Origin of the sequence: Persicitalea sp. (assembly GCF_041751555.1) — a bacterium.
GTDB lineage: Bacteria > Bacteroidota > Bacteroidia > Cytophagales > Spirosomataceae > Persicitalea.
This window is the reverse complement of the sequence record NZ_JBGSXF010000323.1, coordinates 1-2,340: the sequence shown is the minus strand read 5'-3', so window position 1 is coordinate 2,340 and position 2,340 is coordinate 1. Positions and strand designations below refer to the sequence as shown.

The 2,340-nt window shown below is 55.3% G+C and carries 1 protein-coding gene; it reads right to left on the bottom strand.

Annotated features, from left to right (window positions below; genetic code table 11):
* Positions 1–2,019: PVC-type heme-binding CxxCH protein (locus ACEW8P_RS11640; protein WP_373513251.1), on the bottom strand; the 2,019-nt coding region annotated here is incomplete at its 3' end.
* Positions 2,020–2,340 lie beyond the last annotated feature (321 nt).

The following is a 2,340-nucleotide window of genomic DNA, read 5'->3' as shown; positions in this document are numbered from 1 at the left end:
GGCATTCATCAGCTTTTCTTGCATTCCTTGCAGGGAGGTTTTTGCATTGGGATTGCGCTTCAAACCCTGGGCCAATCCCTGCAAGACATCGGACTGCCAACCCGCATTTTTTTCGCCCGACGGTTGTAGCGATTTCTCGATGGCCGATTCGATTTCAGCCGCGCTGCCGCCGTAGCCTGTCATGGTGCTAAGCCGCGCAATCAGATCGCCGTAAGCGGGTTGGTCTTTTTCGTAACGGCTCAGCACCCGGCTCAGCAAATCGCTTTGGGCCGAAGATTGGGCGGAGAGGGCAGCAATCTGCACCCACTTATCGCCTAAATCTTTGAACAACACATTCTCCCGCGCCTTGGCGCCTTCCTGACTGTCCAGAAATCCCAGCGTGCAGAGCAACTGAAAGCGTACTTTCGGGTCGGTGTCGTCCGTCATAGTCAGCAACTGTGTTTGGATTTGAGGATTTTGGATAAAAGGTTCAGCCAACCTTATCGCGTTTTCCCGAATGCCGGACGACCTATCCTTCAAAGCGGCAAACAGTAATTCAGGCTGAAGCTTGTCCAAACCTTCCAGCGTCCACAGCGCATGCAACCGACCAAGCGGACTTTCGTGGGTGGTCGCCATGTTCGTTAGCGCGTCAGTTTCAGCGGTCGCCTGGCGGTCGATGAGCATCCGTTGGGCGTTGCGCCGCCACCAGATATTGGGATCTGCAAGTTTTTGCACGAGCTGCGCGTTGGAGAGTGGCTTGGCTTTCAGGTCTTTGGCCCAGGTTGCCTTCGGGGTTCCTTTGGGCGTGATGCGGTAGATGCGGCCCTTGTCGGTGCCATTGTAAAGCGCACCGGATTTGATGACATCGTCGGCCATCCACTCGGGGTGTTCGATGATCTGGCGGTAGTAGTCCACCACATAAATGGCCCCATCGGGTCCGGTGAACATGTTGACGGGTCGGAACCAGGCGTCGGTGGAGGCCAGGAACTCCTTGTTTTCGTAAAGCCGACTAGCCGTAAAAGTTGCTCCTTTATCATTTAGCATGTCGGCATGAATGAGGTTGCTGACGGGTTCGGCCACGAAGGCGACTCGGTCGAAAGGAGCTGGAAAAAGCCCGCCCTGGTAAGCCGTGGTGGCGCAGGCGGAGGTGAACACGCCAACGTCGGTCAACAATTGATCCAGCGGATTTTTGGTGATGGGAAACACCTCGGCGGCATTGCCGTGGTTGGAAATGGACTGGACGGCATCGGACAGTAGCAGGGCGGGATTGCGGTTGATATAGCGGGCGGCCATCACCTCGTGCATGGCGTGGTTGGCATTACCGACCACCAGGTAGCGGCCCCAACGGTCGAACGAGTGGCCAAACTGGGTCTTGCCCGAGAGCATTTCCAGGCCCGCGCGGTCAGGCCGCAGCCGCACGCCGCGCCCCTGCGCATTCTCGGGCAACCGTGGGCTGTTTGGGCGATGAGGGTAGTGTACATCGCCGCCCCGGTCACCGAATTCCTCCTTGAAAGTCTGGGTAGTGATGGCCGACTCGTGGCCGAAGTAGATCCAGTTATCCAGGCCCAGAATTGGGTTATTGAGGTTGTGTTGCGGGTTGGAAAGGGCAAAGCCTGTTAACAGGGTGTCGCGGATTTCGGCTTTGCCGTCACCATCGGCATCTTCAAGGTACAGCACATTGGGCGCGTCCGTCACAATCACGCCGTTTTTCCAGCGCAGAATTCCGGTAGGCAGCACCAGCCCTTCGGCGAAAACAGTACTTTCGTCCATCTTACCATCGCCATTTTTATCCGAAAGCAATTTGATCTTGCCCGAACCGCTCTTGTCCATCGGGTAGCCGTGCATCTCAACTACGTACATCCGGCCCGCTTCGTCGATTTCCATCGCCACCGGATCGGCCACGAGCGGCTCGCTGGCGATCATTTCGATTTGGAAGCCATCGGCGATTTGGAAGGTGGCCAGCGCTTGGTCAGGCGGAACGCTGGCGGGGAGATCGGTTTTCGGTTGGCCGCTTTTAGCTACCAGACCAACGGCAAGCAAACATATAAAAAGGGTTTTGCAGAAAGTATTCCAGTAAACCATAGGGTGGTTTGGAGCTTTTGGTTTATCAAAATAAAGACAGCTGCGCGCTCAGCCTACCGTATTGTATGGTATTCCTGGCAAGGTACTCGTCCCGGCGAGTGTAGGTTAAAAACTCCAATCCGTGGAAGGGTCAATGTTTTCACCTTTTACTATAAGGTGAAGTTTCAACAAGCCTGAAAGCAAATCTCCCGTTCCCAGCTTGGCTTCGTAGTAAGGATCTCCTTTCTCCCGGACAAAAAGGCCATCTTTCCACAAATGCGTAATTGCCGTATCGGCGAA